This is a genomic window from SAR202 cluster bacterium (assembly GCA_016872355.1).
Classification (GTDB): domain Bacteria; phylum Chloroflexota; class Dehalococcoidia; order Lucifugimonadales; family VGZY01; genus VGZY01.
The window spans coordinates 1-15179 of record VGZY01000069.1 but is presented as its reverse complement, the minus strand read 5'-3'; the positions used below and the strand labels follow the sequence as shown (position 1 = coordinate 15179).

The 15179-nt window shown below is 62.3% G+C and carries 15 protein-coding genes; 12 read left to right on the top strand and 3 right to left on the bottom strand.

Annotated features, from left to right (window positions below):
• Window positions 1-490 precede the first annotated feature (490 nt).
• A complete protein-coding gene (locus FJ319_12175; GenBank protein ID MBM3935035.1) occupies window positions 491-1210 on the top strand; it encodes a hypothetical protein in 720 nt (239 codons plus the stop codon).
• 28 nt (window positions 1211-1238) lie between these two features.
• Here the strand turns inward: FJ319_12175 and FJ319_12170 are convergent, their stop codons facing one another.
• On the bottom strand, window positions 1239-2204 hold the full coding sequence (locus tag FJ319_12170) for a hypothetical protein (protein ID MBM3935034.1): 966 nt from the start codon (window positions 2202-2204) through the stop codon (window positions 1239-1241).
• Between the two features lie 75 nt (window positions 2205-2279).
• Here FJ319_12170 and rpsF point away from each other — a divergent pair, with 75 nt between their 5' ends.
• From rpsF to FJ319_12120, 10 genes are all read left to right on the top strand, one after another.
• Complete coding sequence (gene rpsF / locus FJ319_12165; protein MBM3935033.1) at window positions 2280-2651, top strand: 30S ribosomal protein S6; 372 nt, start codon at window positions 2280-2282, stop codon at window positions 2649-2651.
• Between the two features lie 86 nt (window positions 2652-2737).
• Window positions 2738-3157: a single-stranded DNA-binding protein gene (locus FJ319_12160; GenBank protein MBM3935032.1), complete on the top strand. Its 420-nt coding sequence runs from the start codon at window positions 2738-2740 to the stop codon at window positions 3155-3157.
• Between the two features lie 223 nt (window positions 3158-3380).
• Window positions 3381-3656 (top strand): 30S ribosomal protein S18, encoded by a 276-nt coding sequence (rpsR, locus tag FJ319_12155; GenBank protein MBM3935031.1) that lies wholly within the window; start codon window positions 3381-3383, stop codon window positions 3654-3656.
• Window positions 3657-3912: 256 nt separating this feature from the next.
• A complete protein-coding gene (locus FJ319_12150; GenBank protein ID MBM3935030.1) occupies window positions 3913-5205 on the top strand; it encodes a homoserine dehydrogenase in 1293 nt (430 codons plus the stop codon).
• A gap of 1 nt (window position 5206) precedes the next feature.
• Window positions 5207-5950 (top strand): sulfite exporter TauE/SafE family protein, encoded by a 744-nt coding sequence (locus FJ319_12145; protein ID MBM3935029.1) that lies wholly within the window; start codon window positions 5207-5209, stop codon window positions 5948-5950.
• A 9-nt stretch (window positions 5951-5959) separates the two neighbouring features.
• Entirely contained in the window at window positions 5960-6673 is a 714-nt protein-coding gene (locus FJ319_12140) for a Gfo/Idh/MocA family oxidoreductase (GenBank protein ID MBM3935028.1), read from the top strand.
• A gap of 984 nt (window positions 6674-7657) precedes the next feature.
• Window positions 7658-9019, top strand: a complete 1362-nt coding sequence (locus tag FJ319_12135; protein MBM3935027.1) for a hypothetical protein — start codon at window positions 7658-7660, stop codon at window positions 9017-9019.
• 151 nt (window positions 9020-9170) lie between these two features.
• Entirely contained in the window at window positions 9171-9809 is a 639-nt protein-coding gene (locus FJ319_12130) for a GNAT family N-acetyltransferase (GenBank protein MBM3935026.1), read from the top strand.
• A 140-nt stretch (window positions 9810-9949) separates the two neighbouring features.
• Window positions 9950-10528 (top strand): universal stress protein, encoded by a 579-nt coding sequence (locus FJ319_12125; GenBank protein MBM3935025.1) that lies wholly within the window; start codon window positions 9950-9952, stop codon window positions 10526-10528.
• Between the two features lie 36 nt (window positions 10529-10564).
• On the top strand, window positions 10565-10858 hold the full coding sequence (locus FJ319_12120; protein MBM3935024.1) for a universal stress protein: 294 nt from the start codon (window positions 10565-10567) through the stop codon (window positions 10856-10858).
• On the opposite strand, the gene FJ319_12115 is transcribed toward FJ319_12120, so the two are convergent.
• Window positions 10855-11907 (bottom strand): hypothetical protein, encoded by a 1053-nt coding sequence (locus FJ319_12115; protein ID MBM3935023.1) that lies wholly within the window; start codon window positions 11905-11907, stop codon window positions 10855-10857. The two genes, FJ319_12120 and FJ319_12115, sit on opposite strands and share 4 nt — an antisense overlap.
• A gap of 13 nt (window positions 11908-11920) precedes the next feature.
• Complete coding sequence (locus tag FJ319_12110) at window positions 11921-13324, bottom strand: DUF1800 domain-containing protein (protein ID MBM3935022.1); 1404 nt, start codon at window positions 13322-13324, stop codon at window positions 11921-11923.
• Between the two features lie 196 nt (window positions 13325-13520).
• Here FJ319_12110 and FJ319_12105 point away from each other — a divergent pair, with 196 nt between their 5' ends.
• On the top strand, window positions 13521-14750 hold the full coding sequence (locus tag FJ319_12105; protein MBM3935021.1) for a hypothetical protein: 1230 nt from the start codon (window positions 13521-13523) through the stop codon (window positions 14748-14750).
• The last annotated feature ends 429 nt before the right edge of the window (window positions 14751-15179 follow it).

The window sequence follows — 15179 nt, the reverse complement described above, 5'->3', positions numbered from 1 at the left end:
CAAGACTTGCTTTTGAGACATCGATACCGATAAATGTACTCTGACTGGCCATGATGTCCCTTTCTGTCCCTACCTTGCGGAAGCGAGCTGTCACTAATGACGCTCAGGCAACTGTTCGGGATCTGTACGGTGATTTGCGCGGCGGCCTCGCTGAAGGACGGTCTCGACAATGTCGGACCAAGGCCTGATCGGCCTGCCGCGCTATCTCACATTTTATACATCAGCCAGTCTCTTTTTATCTTACAAGGCCGTAAGGCCGAGATTCGCAAACTCGGAAATGGAATTAGTTTGGAACGAGTGGGTCTGAGACCCGCCCCTACCGGAGGGTGGTCTGCTGGCCGGTGCCGCCTTGCCCGATTCTAGCACAGTGGGGTTTCGGAATCGGCTGGTAGGAGTATGGATTTCCGGCGAGGGCATCACTAAGATGAAGGCACTGCAATCCAGTACGTAACGGCGACCTTGTTTTCCCTTGCCAAACCGACGGTGAGATATGTCCAGGGCCGGAATATCCAAGCTGGCTACAGTTGCGGCGATGGCGGCTGTCGTTGCGGTCGCGTCCATCGCGGTACTGTCGTGGCTTGGGTTTATCAGCTTCAAGGGCCACGACTGGGTACACTTCTACACGGCAGACAGCCTCGTCGGCTCCTCCAACACGATCATCGTCGGCAGGCTTCTCTACGAGCAGCGGATAACGGCAGTCCCCGAGGACGAGAATGACGCCGCGGCCTCCAGCTCCGATACTTTTGTCTATGCCAAGTTCGACGTGCTGGAGTCCCTGAAGGGGCCGCTGGCCGCCGGCGACGCCATCTTCACGGTGACCAAAGAGGGCTCCACCGGCGGCTTTTTCAACCGCTGGCACGAGACGGTTCAGCTTGAGAACAACACGGTGTACGTGCTGTTCCTCCAGCCCGAAGAGCGCGTTCCCGGCCACCCTGCGGAGTACGGAGACGTCGTATGGTCGGCCTCCGGCGAGCCCGGAATCGCCGAGCTTGTGGACGGGCGGCTGCGATTCCTGGCCGTGCACAGCTACACGGACGATGTGGCCAAGCGCGGCCTCACTAGGCCGTGGGACCAGTCCGCCGCGCCGTTCGACCTTACGCAAACCCAGCTCATAACCATCATCGCAACCCACGCCGGGGCCACGCCCCCAAGCAGGATGTACCTGCGTGTGTTGCCTCTACCCTGCTACATCTGCTCACGCCCGGCATAGCCGCCCGTGGCGTTGCGCCCCGCAGCCCCTACCTTGCGAACCACCGCACCGCGAACCTGCCCGTCGTGTCCCGCGTCCTGAGCGTGTAGGGGTCCACCGTCCTCAGAGCGCCGTGGCCGTCCGTGCGGACGATGGCCCAGCCGAAGTCCCAGTTGCCGCTCTTGTAGGCGAGGGGGATGGCCGGCTGTACCCGCACAAGCGGCTGCGTTGCGCCGACGAAGAGCTTCTGATCGGTGTAGTAGTAACAGGAGTGGAGCTGGATAAAAGCTTCGTTCAACATTGTCCTCTCCCGGTCCGCCGGGGCGGACGGGAGAGGATGTCCGGCTCTGCGGACAGGTGAGGGCTCTCCCGGCATTTCTGCACCTTGCATGTCCCCGCACAGGCCGGTAATCCCCGCCTTGATGTCCTTGCCGGCAGAGAATGCCTCATCGAGCGCGTCAATAGACCCCGACACGGCCCTTCCGTGCGCGTCATTCGCGTAGACCTCGCGCCACTCGTCGTTCACGTAGTAGCGGAACACCTCGAAGTCGTAGATAAAGTTATGGCTCGGGGCGTTGGTGCCGTTGTCCCAGCTATCGAACTGGTGGTACTTCGGCATCTTCGAATGGTCGTCGATCGGGCCGGGACCGAGCGCGCCCGGCCGCGGCTGCCCGTCAAGGAAAGGTCTGGCGACCGCCTGGCGGCCGTCCTCGTTATACAGGAAGAGCGACATCGAAACCCGGTTGCCGAACTCGTTCGGCAACTCGACGGGCTGGCGGAGCGTCATGAAGCCGGCCACCCACCGGTCGTCCAGGAGGTAGGTGCAGCGGAACTCCGCTGTCTCCTTGATCAGCTCCCGGCTGTTTGAAGACGTGTCGATGTGCTCGTTGTGCCGGAACTCCGTGTAGATGCGGAGGTCAGCTCCGCCGCGGATGGCGTTTCGCAGGGCGGCCTGCGAACCCCCGACGATTTTTCTGCTCGAATCGAGCTCGAGCGCCTTCTTCCAGTCAACCATTGTGAGCCTCCTTGAGCCATCTTCCGTGCCCGGCGGACGCTATGCTACAATGGCTAGCATTCCTTTGTCTAACGAATGCGCTTTACGAATGGAGAAGACTTGGTAGCTCAGCGGACCCGCGAATACGAACTGGTTATGATCCTCACCCCCGAGGCCACGGAAGAGGAGATCAACAAGGTCCTGGACAGGACCACCGCCTTTGTCGCCGAGAACGGCGGCACGGTGAGCTTGAAGGAAGTCTGGGGCCTCCGGCGGCTTGCATACCCCATCAAGAAGTTTCTGGAGGGTAACTTCGTCCTTACGAAGTTCTCCCTGAACGCCACTGCCACTGCTGAGCTGAACCGCATCCACGGGCTCAACGAGGGCATCCTCCGGTTCCTCATGACATCCGACAATCCGCCCAAGGCCAAAGTCAAGGCGAAGGCAGAGGCCAAGGCCCAGGACTGACCTCCAACCAGCCCAGGCGCATCCGTCCGAACGCAGCATTAAAAGGCGTCCGCCGCGGCGGACCGGATAAGAGTTAAGGGACAGCCATGACGATGAACAAGATGATCGTGATCGGCAACGTGGGTTCCGATCCGGAGATGCGCTACACGCCGAGCGGGGCTGCCGTGACCTCTTTCAGGGTGGCCACCAACCGCCGGTTTACCGGGTCGGACGGTCAGCAACAGGAAGAGACCGAGTGGTTCACAGTGAGCGCCTGGAACAAGCTGGCCGAGACTTGTAACCAGTACGTGACCAAGGGAATGAAGGTCTATGTTGAGGGCAGGCTCCATAGCCGCCCATACATTGCCAAAGACGGGCATCCCCGCGCCGGCAATGAGATCATAGCTAACGACGTGAGATTCCTCGACCGCGGAGGCCAGGGTGGCCAGGGCGGCGAGAGGCCTGATCGCGCAGAGAGGGGTCCGGGTAGCGCCCCAGGCGAACAGGTTGAAGACCTACCCTGGTAAAACAAGGCGGCCCTCACCTGTCCCGAAGCGGGACATCCTCTCCCTCGGGGAGAGGAGGATTTGAAGGGACCAGCCAATTCCAGAAGTGAGGAAATAGAAAGTGACGACACAGCAAGCACAGTCATCCGGCGCCGAAGGGCAGCCGCAGCAGCAACAGGTGCCTTCCGGCGGCCAGGGCGGCGCGCCCCGGCCAGGCGGCGGTGGCGGCTATCGAAGGGGCCCCATGGGCGCAGGCGGCCCGGGCGGGAAGCCCCGCTTCTTTGCCCGCAGGAAGGTTTGCTCCTTCTGCGTTAACCACGCCACGCACGTTGACTACAAGGACGTCGGCACCCTGAAGCGGTATTTCTCAGACCAGGCCAAGATCGAGTCCCGCAGGAAGAGCGGCGTCTGCTCCAAGCACCAGCGCATGCTGGCGCTCGCGGTCAAGCGCGCCCGGTTCCTTGGCATGCTCCCTTATAACCGCGTGCACCGCACCGGTGGGGCCCGCTCCTTCTCCTAAACAGAGAGGGGTTGGCCGGTAAGTCCGTTAACAAAAGCCCGGATAGTCCGCCCAGACGGACTATCGGGGTGCCTCATTCTATATTCCTGTGCGTTGACGCCACATCAAACGCACCGGTCCCATAATTTTGAGGGTCCAACCTTATCCACTTCACTCTCTCCATCAGGGAGAGTGGTGGCGGCTTTGCGCCGGAGTGAGGGTAGGCCCTTAACTTAAGGAGACTCCGGTGAGTGGCGATACATTCAAGGCAAACAGCATCGGCATAGGCCTCCTCGGCCTCGGCGTCGTCGGCAGCGGCGTCGCCCGCATCCTCTCAGAAAAGCAAGAGGCCCTGGCCGGAATGGTCGGGTGCCCCATCAAGCTTAAGGGCGTGCTCATCCGAGATACGGAAAAGCAGCGCGCATACCAGGTCCCCCGCAAACTCGTCACCACCAATTTTGATGAGGTGGTGAACAACCCCGAAGTGAACATCGTCGTCGAGGTCATGGGCGGAGAGGACCCCACTCTTGACTACATGCTCAAGGCGATCTCCGTCGGCAAGCACATCGTCACCGCCAACAAGGAGGTGATGGCGCGCCACGGGCCGGACATTCTCACGCTTGCCCGCAAGAAGGGCGTCCACGTCATGTTCGAGGCCAGCGTGGCGGGCGGCACGCCGATTATCGCCCCACTGCTCCGCGACCTGATCGCCAACGACATACTTTCCGTCAGCGGCATCATCAACGGGACGACCAACTACATCCTCACCCGCATGGCGAAGGAGGGCGTGGACTTTGCGGACGCGCTGGAGGAGGCGCAGGCGCTGGGCTACGCGGAGGCGGACCCCTCCAACGACATCCAGGGCACCGACGCCGCCTACAAGCTCGCGATCCTTTCTACCCTGGCCTTCCGCGCCCGCGTGAAGGACTCCGACGTTTACCGGGAAGGGATAACGAAGCTCCGCGCGCGCGACTTCCAGTACGCGAGCGATCTGGGGTACACGATCAAGCTCATGGGTATGGCGCGCAGGATAAACGGCGGGCTACAGGTCCGCGTTCACCCCACGTTTGTGCCCAAGGGCGAGATGATCGCCAAGGTGGACGGCGTCCTTAACGCAGTAGAGGTGGAGTCCGACCTGGCCGGGCGGGTGCTCTTCCACGGCCGCGGCGCCGGCTCCCTGCCCACGACGAGCGCGGTAGTGGCAGACATCGTGGCCACCGCCCGCAACATCATCGGCAACGTGAAGCCCGTCGCTGCTTTCAAGCTGAACGAGAGTACCGTCATTTGCCCCATGGAAGACCTGGAGACGAAGTACTACATCCGCATGACGGTTCTCGAGCGGCCGGGCGTGCTGGCCCAGATAACGAAGGTTATCGGCGATGCGCGTATCTCAATCTCCTCGATCATCCAGAAGGAGACGGACGAGATAGCGCAGAAGGCCGAGATCGTAATCACCACGCACAAGGCGAGGGAGTCCTCCATGCAGAAGGCGTTGAAGCAGATGGAAGACCTGGAGGTGGTGTCGGAGATCGGCAATGTCGTGCGTGTAGAGGAGTGGGAGAAGCAATAGCTTGCCGGAAGCCATTCCTCTGGTCGTGACTGTCGCGGCCGTCTTCATCGGCTCGGTGCTAGCGAGTGCGGTAGGGTTCGGGATCGGCATGGTCGGCATGCCGATTATCCTCCTCGTTCTCGCGCCGCAGACCGCCGTCATTATGGTCAACACGATGGCTTTGGGGCTGGAGGCGGGCATCCTCTCGCGCTCCTGGAAACACGTGCGCGTGAGAAGCACCTTGCCTCTTGTGCTGGCCGGGCTGGCGGGCGCGCCGATAGGCGTGTTCATCCTGGCCAATGTCTCTGCCGGCCGGCTCAGAATCGGCATATCCAGCCTTATTATCCTGCTGGCGCTGGTGCTGGTCTTCAGCTCACGCCGCGACTTCCGCGTGCCCGTCTCGCAAATTCTTGGCCCGATACTCGCGTTCAGCGTGGGCGTCATGGGTCCCGCCCTGGGCGTCGGCGGCCCTCTCATCGCGATCCTCCTGCTTGCCCGCAACTGGAATAAGCAGGAGGTCCGGGCCAACCTGGTCTTCTGCTTCATCGGCATCGACGCCGTCTCTTTCCTCGGCTACGCCGCGAGCGGGCTCTTTACTCTGGAGCGGGTAGTCCTCATACTGTTCGCCATCCCGGCGATGCTCCTTGGGTTGAAGGTCGGCAGCGCGCTGCTGACCCGCATGAACGAGCAGCTATTCCGCCGGGTGACGATGGCGATCATCATCTCCACCAGCCTGCTGGTCCTCGGCAGGGAGGTCATCAGTTAGGGGGCAGAAATGGCGCAGCTTCGCGAAGGCCGCTACCGCACAGGCGTCATCGGCGTTGGCAGGCAGGGCACCTTCTTTACCAGGGCGGTGGTCCTTAACCCGGCAATGGAGCTCGTGGCCGGATGCAACCGCGGGAAGGAGACCCTCGATCTCTTCTCGGAGCGCTTCAAGGTCCCGGGCTACCAGGACTACAGCGAGATGCTGGCCAAGGAGCGGCTGGACATCGCGGTGCTCGTCCTCCCCGTGAAGCCCAACCCGGAGATAGTCATCGCCTGCGCCAGGGCCGGGGTGCCCGGCATCGTCTCTGAGAAGCCGATCGTCTCCCGGCTTTCGGACCTGGACAGCATGGTCGAGGAGTGCGCGAAGGCCGGGAGCAGGTACCAGTCCGGCAACGTGGACCGCAACTATGCAGAGCACTGGAAGGCGCGCGAGCTGATCGCCGCCGGGCAGATTGGCGACGTGCGCAGCGTCCACTCCTACTCGAACATCGTCCAGGGCGGCTGCAACGCTCTGGCGTGGATGAAGATGTTCGCGCTGGGCCAGTTTATCCGCGGCAAGAGCGGCGTGGACGCCGACGCCGAGTGGGTGGTGGGGCACGGAACGGCGACCCCTGGAGCGACCACGACGAGGGGCTGGAGGGCATCGGCGGCTACATACGCTTCACGAATGGTATCGAGGGGCACATCCACAACAAGCCGTCCGCCAAGCACGGGGTGGAGGTAATAGGGACGGAGGGCGTCTTCGCGAGCGACGGGCGCCGCCTGCGGTTCTGGAAGAAGTCGAAAGACGCCGGCCCGAACGCCTTCGGCGGGATGGTAGAGGTACCCGGGCTGGTGCCTGATATCCCCGATGAGTTCGACAACAAGCGCGACGAGGAGGGCTGGCTGATGCCCGACCCGCGCCTCAAGGTAACCCTGCAGTCGATCGTCGACTCGCTGGACAGGGGTATCGAGCTGCGGTGCAGCGGCGTGGACCAGCAGAAAGCGTTTGAGATATCCGTGGCGCTGCGGGAGTCGCACCGCCGCAACCATGCGCCTGTGAAGCTGCCGCTGCCGCCGGAGCTGCGCTCCCAGCCCATGATGCCGGTGCCGTACCGGTGGAACTCCAAGCGCGACCTCTACGGCGACCAGTGGTACCGCGACGAGATGAAACGCCACAAGCAGTAAGGGCAGCCGCCCAGAATACAATTCCTCGAACAACTCAAAGCCGCATGTCATCGGATGCAAATGGGGATGGGTTGCTGGGAGCGCTGAAGGCGCGGGCTATCTAAGCCCAGGGTGGAGTGCCGAAGGCTCGGCGAAGGCACGCAGCCCTGGGTAAGAGATGCGATATTTCACCTAGCCCTGAAAGGGCGAGATGGTCACTGGCCAGGCAAGAGATTACCTCGGCCCTTCAGACCTTAAGAATTTCTTCGGTCTGGGACCCAGGGAGTAGCCCACGGAGGCTCTGCGGAGTGGGCTACTCCCTGGGCTGAGCTAGCCCGCGCCTTCAGCGCTCCCATCCCGACCTCCCCACGGGCGCGCAATGGCACATGGAAAGGGTACGGCCGAGGAACGCACACCAACCTCCGCGTTTCCGGCCTCGTTTTACACTGCGACAGCCCTGCTACGATAATACCGACAACGTTCCTCTCAAGTCTCACCGGAGCCCTGGCACATTCGCACACTCCTTTCCAGAACAAATGCAGGCACGGCAACTCGGCTGGCCTTGCTGCTGGCTGCCGCTCTGTTCGCCATATCCGTCTTCTCATCCACTGCCCACGCCCAATCGACCGGGATACGGCTGGACTCCTCCGGCGTCGTGAGCGAGTTCCCCAGCGGCATCCGCATCAGGGCGTCGGCGAGCGGCGATAACGATATCGCGTCCATCGCCGTGCGACTCAACGTGGGGCTGGTGGAGCACTCAGCGTTCAACTACATTCCGGTCCAGCCCGGCAGGCAGGTAGCCGGAGAGCTTCTCTGGCGCACGGACACGGCCTCAAGCTACATCCCGCCCGGAACGGAGCTCACTTACAGCTTCGAGATTGTGGACACAGCCGGCAACCGGCTGCAGACCCCGCGCCAGACGATGGTGTACCACGACCCGCGCTTCGAATGGAGTGAAATTTCGCGTGGGCCGGTGAAGCTGGCGTACCACGGCAGCGCTCGCTCTTCGGCGGACCAGATACTCAACACCATCGTGGACACTCTCGCCAAGATGGGGCCGATACTTGGCGCGGACACCGAGGCGCCGATAAGGGTTACTGTCTTCAACTCCGTTAGCGAAATGCGTAGCGCGCTGGCGACCCGAAGCGCGGTATCGGACAGCACCCTCGTTACTGAGGGCCAGGCGTTTAACGAGATGGGCACGCTGCTTGTTCTGGGGGGAAACAGGGGCGCGCGCGGCACGGCTTCCCACGAGGTAACGCACATCCTGGTGCACCGCGCCGGGGAGGGCCTCTACCGCATGGTGCCCTCCTGGCTGCACGAGGGGCTGGCGGAGTACGGCAACGTGAGCACGGTCAACGGCTACGAGTCCGCCCTCCGCTCCGCTATTCGAAACGATAAGCTCTTGCCGATTACGTACATGGGCGGGCTGCCTGGCCCTGCTGACCAGGTGCTCATCTTCTACGGGCAATCGCGCGCGATGGTGCGGTACATGATTGACGAGTACGGCGCGGCGCAGATGCGCACTTTGCTCGCGGCCTATAAGGGCGGAAAGAGCATGGACGACGCGCTGAAAGAGGCCTACGGAGTGGACCGGGAGGGGATGGAGAACCTGTGGCGGAAGAGCGTGGGCGGTGAGCTTCTGGAGGCGCCGGACCTCAGCTCGCTGCCCACTCCGGTCCCCTACCCCACGCTCATGCCGTACACTCTGACACCTTACCCGTTCCCTTCGGCAGAGGCGGCGACGCCCACCCCGGTTGTCACTGCGCCGTCGCCATCGGCCACGGCTGTTCCCACGGCCCAGGGTCCGGCATCGGGAGGCGGCTGCAACCCGCGGCGCTCGGGCGGGCCGGCGGACGGCGCGCTCGCAATGTCGGCAGTTGCATTTGCGGTACTCGTCTCTCGCCGCAAGGGACGCCGCTAATCCATCCGAAAATTGCGAAGAATTTCACAAATAAAACCGTCGTTTATCGCGCGAAAAAGAGATTCGAAAAGGCGTAGACGAACGACTTTTTGATGCTTACCATGGACTTGTTGTGAAGCGCATTGTTGGGACGGTCTCGCGGAGGCGACAAATGGAAACGATATTCAAGCGATACCCCATCCAGATCACTCTGGATGACGGCACCAGGGCAACTCTGAGGCTCCTCAAGCGTGAAGACAAGATACCCCTCGTACAATTCTTTCAGCGCATCCCCGAAGAAGACCGCTATTACCTGAAGGACAACGTGACATCACCTGAGGTCGTTCGCCAGTGGACGGAGCACATGAACCTGGACTTCACAATACCCATTCTGGCGGTTGTGGACGACAGGATTATTGCCGATGCCACTCTGCACCGGGACTGGGCGCCGGCGCGAAGACATATCGGTGAGGTGCGCGTCACCGTCGACCCCGAGCTTCGGGGCCGCGGGCTGGCGGCGAAGATGATCAAGGAGCTGATAGACGTGGGTGAGGCCCTCAAGCTCACGAAGCTGGTCTTTGAGCTGGTCAAGCGCCGCGAGCACGCCGCCATACAGGCCGCCAGGCGCGCGGGGTTCGTGGAATCCGCCGTTCTGCGCGACCGCATTCGCGACACCTCCGGCAACCTGCAGGACCTGGTCATCATGGAGCTCTCCCTGGAGTCGCGCGTCCATGTGCTCGAGCTCCTTGCCGAGACGCTCGTGGAGCAGCAGGAAGCCCCGTTCCTGACCTCCCACAACGTTATGAGCTGAACGCCGCGCCTTTCGCCGGGCATCGCGCTCTCGCCCCCGGTGGCCGGAGCGCGTTTCGCTTTACAGTGGACTGCGCGTTACATTACGATGCGACAGTAACACTGCCGCCCGCTCCGGCGGCGCGAAAGGCCCTTGCGGCGTTGTACTCCCGGATCCTCGTTCCCCTGGACGGTTCGTCGATAGCTGAGAGCGCGCTGCCGTACGCCCGGCTGCTGTGCCGCGCCTTCTCGTCCCCCATCGAGCTCATATCCGTAAACGAGACCGAAATTACTCCACGCTCGGTTGCACAGAGGCTCAGAAGCTTCAATACACCCCAGCACCAGGTAACGAGCGAAGACCTGTCCCAGGTTGTGGCCACCCTCACAGGCGCCGCCTGCAAGACAACCTACACCCTTGCGGAAGGCAACGCCGCAAACCGCATCGTCCAGGCCGCTGAAAGCGCCCCGAGAACTCTGATAGTGATCTGCACGCGCGGCCGTTCCGGGATAAAGCGATGGATGTTGGGGAGCGTTACAGACAAGGTGGTCAGGACATCCACGACCCCAGTGCTAGTCGTCAGGGGAAACGCGCGCTCAGAGGAGAGTATCAAGGTCGAACGGGTCGTGTTGCCACTCGATGGGTCCCCGCTGGCGGAGCAGGCGATCCCGCATGCCGCCGCATTGGCAAGCGCGCTGAAGGCGAAGGTCACCACCGTTTTCGTCGCTCCGCCGAACCCCTAGCAGGGCGGCCAGGAGCCCAGAGGCCGCCCGGCGCGGGTGAGGGCAAAAGCGTTCGCCAACCTGGAAAGCCTTGCGAGCGACTACCTTTCGTTCATCAGCGGGGAGATTGAGAAGGAGGGCGCCCGCGACCAGGACCATTTGCTGCTCTCCGGTGACCCGGCAGAAAAGATACTGCAGCTTGCCCAGGCGCTTCCGAACAGCGTCGTAGCAATGTCCACGCACGGCCGCTCCGGCCTGCAAGCGCTGTTTCTGGGCAGCGTTACGGACAGGGTGATCAGGTATAGCGAAGCGCCGGTGCTGGTCGTGAGGCCGAAGGCGCTCGCGTTCTAGAATAGCTGTGGCGCGTACTGCTTCTGCTTGGCGTAGACCTGGAGCCGGCCCGACTGGTCGGCGACGATTATCCGGTCCTGCTTGTCTATGACGATGCCGGTCGGCCTCTCGAACCGCTGCAGCTCCGCCAGCACGTCGTCCACGTACTGCCACGCCACCAGGCTGAGCCCGTTGTTGCGGGCCATGGAGTATTCCGCCGCTCGTGACATCTTGTCGGCGTCGCCATAGAGCGCTGCGATGATGCTGCCGTTGGGCTCGTATATCTGCACCCGGTTGTTGCCCCAGCCCGTCACGTACACGTCCCCATCACTGTCCACAGCCACGTCTGCGGGGTGGTTGAGCTCGCCGCCATCCTCGCGCGTACCGAAGGTCATAATGGACCTGCCGTCCGGCGAGAGCTTCTGGACCCGGTTGTTGCCCCAGTCTGCAACGTAGATATCGCCTTTGGCGTCCACCGTAAGGCCCCACGGGCGGTTGAACCGCCCCTCGCCGGCGCCGTACGAGCCGAATGAGGATATGTGACGTCCGTTCTTCGTGAACTTCTGTACCCGGTGGTTGAGGCTGTCCACTACCAGCAGGTCGTCGTTCGCATCGAACTGGAGGCCGCTGGGGCCGTTAAGCTGCCCCGGCGCGGTCCCCTTCACACCCCACCTGGCAATGTGCTCGTTATTCCGTTCGTACTGTGGGAACTCCATGATCCTGGACGGGTCGAAGACCTTGATGTGGTGCTCGTATTCGTCGGATACGTATACCTTGCCCTCGCGGTCCACGGCGATACCTGCGGGCCACGTGAACTCCGCGCGGGCGAAGTCGCCAATGTGGTTCTCATCGATCGTCGTCTTGCTGACGCGGCGGTAGATGTCGGCGTTGTGCGAGGCGTTGTCCTTCTCCCAGCCCCTGCTGAGGATGAAGATGTGCCCGTCCGGGGAGAGCGCCAGGTCGGCCGGCCATGCGCACCCTCCCAGGTTCCCGTTGTTGTGCTCCGCCGTCCGCCTGCCGATTGTGTGGCTATAGTGCCAGGCCTTCCCGGCCGCGTAGTAAGTCTTCATCCGTTCCTCTCCCTTACCCCATCTGGAACTCTCGAGATGCGCCGATCAGCGCAAGCAGCTCGGCCACGCGCCGGGCTGAGCGGTCGTAGTCGTCCGGCGCCCATGAGACCGGACCCTCGTTGCGCACGTGGCCGACGAGCTCCGCCCGCGTGGCGCCTGCGGCCTTTACTGGCCCGGCAAGCTCCAGGCACCGGCCCACCAGCACTTCCGCCGTCATAGTCTCCCCGGCAGTGGAGGCGACCCGGCTGATCATGTCCTGCACGCCGGGCAGCGACGTGTCGGCGAAGCGGTAGCTCGTGAAATTAACGCGCAGAAGCTGCGCGCCGCTGTTTATCCACTCGCGGCCGGTGTGCCACCCCTCCACGCTGGGCGGGTCCATCACATTCTGCCCCATCGGCGACATATCGCGGGGCATCTCACCCCACCGGGGATCAGGGCCGTTCATATCGCCCGTCAGCCGCAGCGTCCCCACGACCAGATCCACGGGGCTCTTTACCTTCTCGTACATCGCCTGCTTGAAGAAGTCGGAATTGAAGATGGCCCTCAGGACCGGCTTCATCTCGTACCCGGAGTCCACGAAGGTCTCGCGGATGAAACGGACCGCCTCCGGGTCGCGCGGCGGCTCTATGGGCCACGCCGGCACCTGCGGCTCGTCGGCGACAAAGAAGTTGTAGAGGTGCCGGGCGATGAACTGCGATGTCGCCGGCTGCCGAACGACGATGTCTATGATGTCCTCGCCGTTGAATTCGCCCGTGTGACCGAGGAACGTCTTCTGAGTGAAGTCGTGGTCCTCCGGCTTGTAGACGAATTTCCAGGGGTACGTGCCCCACGGCACGCCGATGCGGGCGATTATGTTCCAGCCCGTGAAGGCCCGGGCGCATTCGTATACGTCCTTTTCCGTGTAGTTGCCCGCCCCCATCGCGAAGAGCTCCAGCAGCTCCCGGCCCCAGTTCTCGTTCGGCGCGCGCTTGTGGTTGTGGTTATTGTCCAGCCAGTAGATCATGGCGGGGTCCTGCGCCAGCCTGACCAGGAGGTCGCGGTAGTTGCCGAGCCCGTGCTTGCGGAATCCCTCAATCTGACGGCCCATGGCTGGGCCGTTCTCCACCTTCGCGTTGCCGGTGGCGAAGACGTAGTGCCAGAAGAGGGCGATCTTCTCCTCCAGAGGGCGCTGCGTCATCACCATGCGGTAGAGCCAGTGCGTCTGGGCGTGGCCGCCGTCGCCATAGCTCGCGGTGGTGGGGTGGTAGCGGAACAGCAGGTGCTCGTCCACCTCCGGCCGGCGCTCCGGGTGCAGGAGGTCCTCGACGATGTCCTCGTAGGGCTTCTCAGCCAGTTGCTCAAGCTCGGCGCGCGTCGCTCCAAAGCCCGCCCGCCGCATCAGGTGCGCGACGAGGGCAATGTCCGTCCGGGTCTTGATGGTCATTCGGAGTCTCCTCCTGTGCGAGACTAATCCCCCTGCCCTGAAAACCACTATCAGTATAACCACATCCCCATACCCGGTCTAGGCCACCCCGACCTGCGACGGTTTTTGCGCGCATTTACAAACGCGCACGCCGCTGCTAACGTTTGCGTGGACACGCGGCCGGTATGCAAATCCCATCGCGAGGTGCGCCGTGAAGATCATAGATATAGAAGCGATTCCAATACACCCCAGGCTGGCAAGTCGTTACGACAACCTTGCCGGCAGGGTGCGGATGAGCGGCATAGACTGCCGCATGGTCTTTAAGGTCAAGACGGACAACGGCATAGTCGGCTACGGCGACTACGACTGGCCCGGGCCGCCGCCCCCAAATTCGATGTTCGAGCCCCTAATCGACCGCAACCCGTTCGACTTCCTTCTGAACAGGCTTAACATGGGCCTGGGCTCTGCTCTATACGACGTCATGGGCAAGTACCTTGAGGTCCCGGTATACAAGCTGCTGGGCCAGAAGGTCCGCGACGCCGGAACAGTCGCGGCGTGGACTCGCCCCTGCCCGCCGGATGTCTTCGCGCAGGAGGTCAAGCGCTCCATGGACGAAGGGTACATGGTGTTCAAGATGCACACCAACGCCAGGTGGGACCCTGTGGAGCAGGCAAAGGCGGCGATGGACATGAACCCGCCGAAGGGCTTCAAGATACACTACGACTTCAACCACGGCCAGCGGACCGTCGGGACGCTCATGCCGCTCATCGAAATGCTGGAGCGCGAGTGCCCAATCGTCGGCTTCATCGAAGACCCGATGATGCGCTCCGATGTCGATGGCTGGCGCACCCTCAGGCAGAAGAGCAAGATAGCGATCGTCCATGGAGGCGACCCCATCATGGGCGGCTTCCAGGAGATACTGGCCGGCATGGCCGACGCTTACATGCTCGTCGGCAGCACCTCCATTGCCAGCATCATGGCACAGGGCACTCTCTGTGCCCGCGCGAACGTCCAGACGATACTCCAGCTGACCGGCGGCACACTCATGAAGGCGATGACCCTGCACCTCGCGGCCGTGCTGCCCACCGCCACCGGCCACTCTATCAACCTGGACGACCAGTACGAAGAGGACATCACGACGAAACGCTTCGAGGTGACGGAGGGCTTCTCCCGGGTGCCCGAAGGGTCCGGCCTCGGGTTCGATGTGGACGAGGTCGCGATAAAGAGGATGTCCCAGCAGGAGCCCCTGCAGCCGCCGAAGACCGTGGGCATTCTCCACCTTCCCGGCGGTAAGAAGATATATTCGACCCGGTACCCTGCCGTCCAGCGGATCACCGGCCGTGAGGAAGGCGACATCCGGGGGATCAACTTTCAATACTGGGAAGACGATGGCTCGCCTGAATTCGCGAAGGCTTATGCAGAGGCGGAGAAGACGCAGTAGAGCGGTAGTAGGTCGTTGGTAGTTAGTAGTTGGTCAGCATCCAGAGCCGAGACTAAAGAGATGACGATCAAGACGGCGGTGCTGAAGGCGTAGGGGTTCAATATCTGTTGTTCGGTAGTGACAGGTCTTGGGCCTGCCTGCTCCAACGAATTCTATTAGCATGGGTTTCCGGACTTTACGGCCTTGTAAGATAAAAAGAGACTGGCTGATGTATAAAATGTGAGATAGCGCGGCAGGCCGATCAGGCCTTGGTCCGACATTGTCGAGACCGTCCTTCAGCGAGGCCGCCGCGCAAATCACCGTACAGATCCCGAACAGTTGCCTGAGCGTCATTAGTGACAGCTCGCTTCCGCAAGGTAGGGACAGAAAGGGACATCATGGCCAGTCAGAGTACATTTATCGGTATCGATGTCTCAAAAGCAAGTCTTG